This is a genomic window from Staphylococcus sp. HMSC62A08 (genome assembly GCF_001839105.1).
GTDB classification, from domain to species: domain Bacteria; phylum Bacillota; class Bacilli; order Staphylococcales; family Staphylococcaceae; genus Staphylococcus; species Staphylococcus caprae.
Genome location: NZ_KV840023.1, coordinates 1 through 2076 on the forward strand (window position 1 = coordinate 1; position 2076 = coordinate 2076).

At 27.1% G+C, this 2076-nt stretch carries 2 protein-coding genes; one reads left to right on the forward strand and one right to left on the reverse strand.

Features of this window, described 5'->3' with window-relative positions:
* Positions 1-155: 155 nt before the first annotated feature.
* Complete coding sequence (locus HMPREF3264_RS00025) at positions 156-1091, reverse strand: replication initiator protein A (protein WP_070871518.1); 936 nt, start codon at positions 1089-1091, stop codon at positions 156-158.
* Positions 1092-1532: 441 nt separating this feature from the next.
* Between HMPREF3264_RS00025 and HMPREF3264_RS00030 the strand changes: the two genes are divergently transcribed.
* Positions 1533-2076: DUF536 domain-containing protein (locus tag HMPREF3264_RS00030; RefSeq protein ID WP_070871519.1), on the forward strand; the 544-nt coding region annotated here is incomplete at its 3' end.

Sequence of the window (2076 nt, forward strand, 5' to 3'; positions counted from 1 at the left end):
AAATTGTGACATTGTATTGATGTTATTTTGTTATCTCCTCCTTTACCTTTCGTTTGGTCTAGGTGGTTGCCATAGCAACCACCTGTTAATAAAAAAAGAGAGCATCTATTAAAAGATGCTCTCTAATTGAATCATTGTTGGCCTATTAAATTGAATTATTGATTAAATAAAGAAGTGATGGGTAAATGATCACGTCGTTTATTCAGCGTATGTACTTCTGCGAATTCAGACTTAAGAGATTTCATTAAGTATCCTTGCATGGCGTCAACGGTTTCCTTTTTTTGAATAAGCATGGCTTTAAAACGTTTAAGAACATGAAGTATTTCTATTTCCATATCTTCTAACAAGTAGTAGCTATCAATCGCATTGTTGAAAGATGTTTTGGCTTTTAATAATACAGATTTGATAATTTTAATTTCATCTACTTCAAAGTTACTTAGATAGTTTTGAATACTCTGTGGTAGTTCTTCTAATAATTGGAACTTTAAAGCTTCATCATTAAAGTTTGGATTATAGTGATTCGAATGATTTGTATGATTATTAGGATATGTTAGTTTATTATCATTCAAATCATCCGTATCATTACTCTCAATCTTAATATAATCAGTATCATTATAATCAGTATCATTAGACTGTGAATTCGGAAGTTCTTGACCACTTAAATTCACAGTTCTAGAACTTCCAAATTCATTGTTCTGGAACTGTGAATTTGGAAGTTCCTTGGGATGACTGGATTTAATGTCATAATTAGGTTTTAATAGGTATAATCTATTTGGTTTATTAAGGCCAACACGTTCTTGAGTTAGTAAATTAAAATTTACTAACTCTTTTTTCAATTTTATAATTTTTTGTTCTGCATAACCCAAGTATTCGCACAGATGCTTATTACTGAAAATAAAGTATATGTTATTATTTTTATCTACCCATTCATTTTGGATGGATAATTCAAAGCGATCTTTTAATAATGCATACATAATTTTTGCTTCCGCCGACATTTTCTTAAAATATTCATCTTCAAATAAATATTTAGGCAGTTGATAAAACCTTTCAGTTTTTACTTGTGATAAATTGTATTTTTCAAAATTGGGCATAATAAAAACCTCATTTCCATTTTTGGGACTGAGGTAATAAAACAATTTTTACGTAAGTTATATGTTTTGTGCTTGCACTTAGATGATTAGATATATATAATACAAGTATCAAAAAAATATATAAACAAACGAGTGCGAATCGTTTTATTACCGAGAGTCGATGCTACGCCAATAGCATCGACTCTTTTAATATTCATAAAGTAATATTAACACTTTTAATGACGTATATAAAGAGTTTTAAATGTAGTTAAAAGCACATTACAATTACAAAATGTATAATTCATTATTTTAGTACCTAATTAAGCTACAAAAACATTTTATAAGAGGATAATTAGATATCTAGGTAGTTAATAGGTAGTAAATTTAGGTGGTAAATGATGAAATAAATTTCATTAGGTGGTAAAATTTAGGTACTAAATTAGGTACCTAAGGGTGGATATTATGAAAACTATTAAAATGGTTGCTGATGAATTAGGTGTAACTAAACAAACTATTGTTAATAATGCTAAAAGTTTAAATATATCTTTTGAAAAAGAAAATGGAATTAATTATATTGATGATAATGATTGTTTGAAAATTATAGAAAAAATCACTAAGAAAGAGAGTACAACCCAAAATAAAGGATCAGTAAAAAAAGAATTGTTTGATGAAAATACTGCAAAAGTAGAAAAGAATATATATAATAATTCAAATAGTTCTGAGACATTAAAAACAAAAGTAAACGAATTAGAAAAGCAAATAGAAATCTTTGAAACTAGAGCTAAAAATGATGAAAAATATATTGAGAATCTAACTAAGCAATTAGATCAACAAAATAGCAATGTTAATACATTAAATAAATTGTTGGAGAATCAACAAATATTAGCTTTAGAAAGCAATAAAAAAATTCAAAAACTAGAAAGTCAATTAGAAGAAGAAAGACAGCTTAATTATTCTTTTGATACAGCGACGAATAATAGACAGAATATTAATCCGCAAGAAGCAA

Bases quoted from the DNA above. Each gene is read 5' to 3' on its own strand.
- HMPREF3264_RS00025 (WP_070871518.1), bottom strand. From the start codon at position 1,091: ATGCCCAATTTTGAAAAATACAATTTATCACAAGTAAAAACTGAAAGG.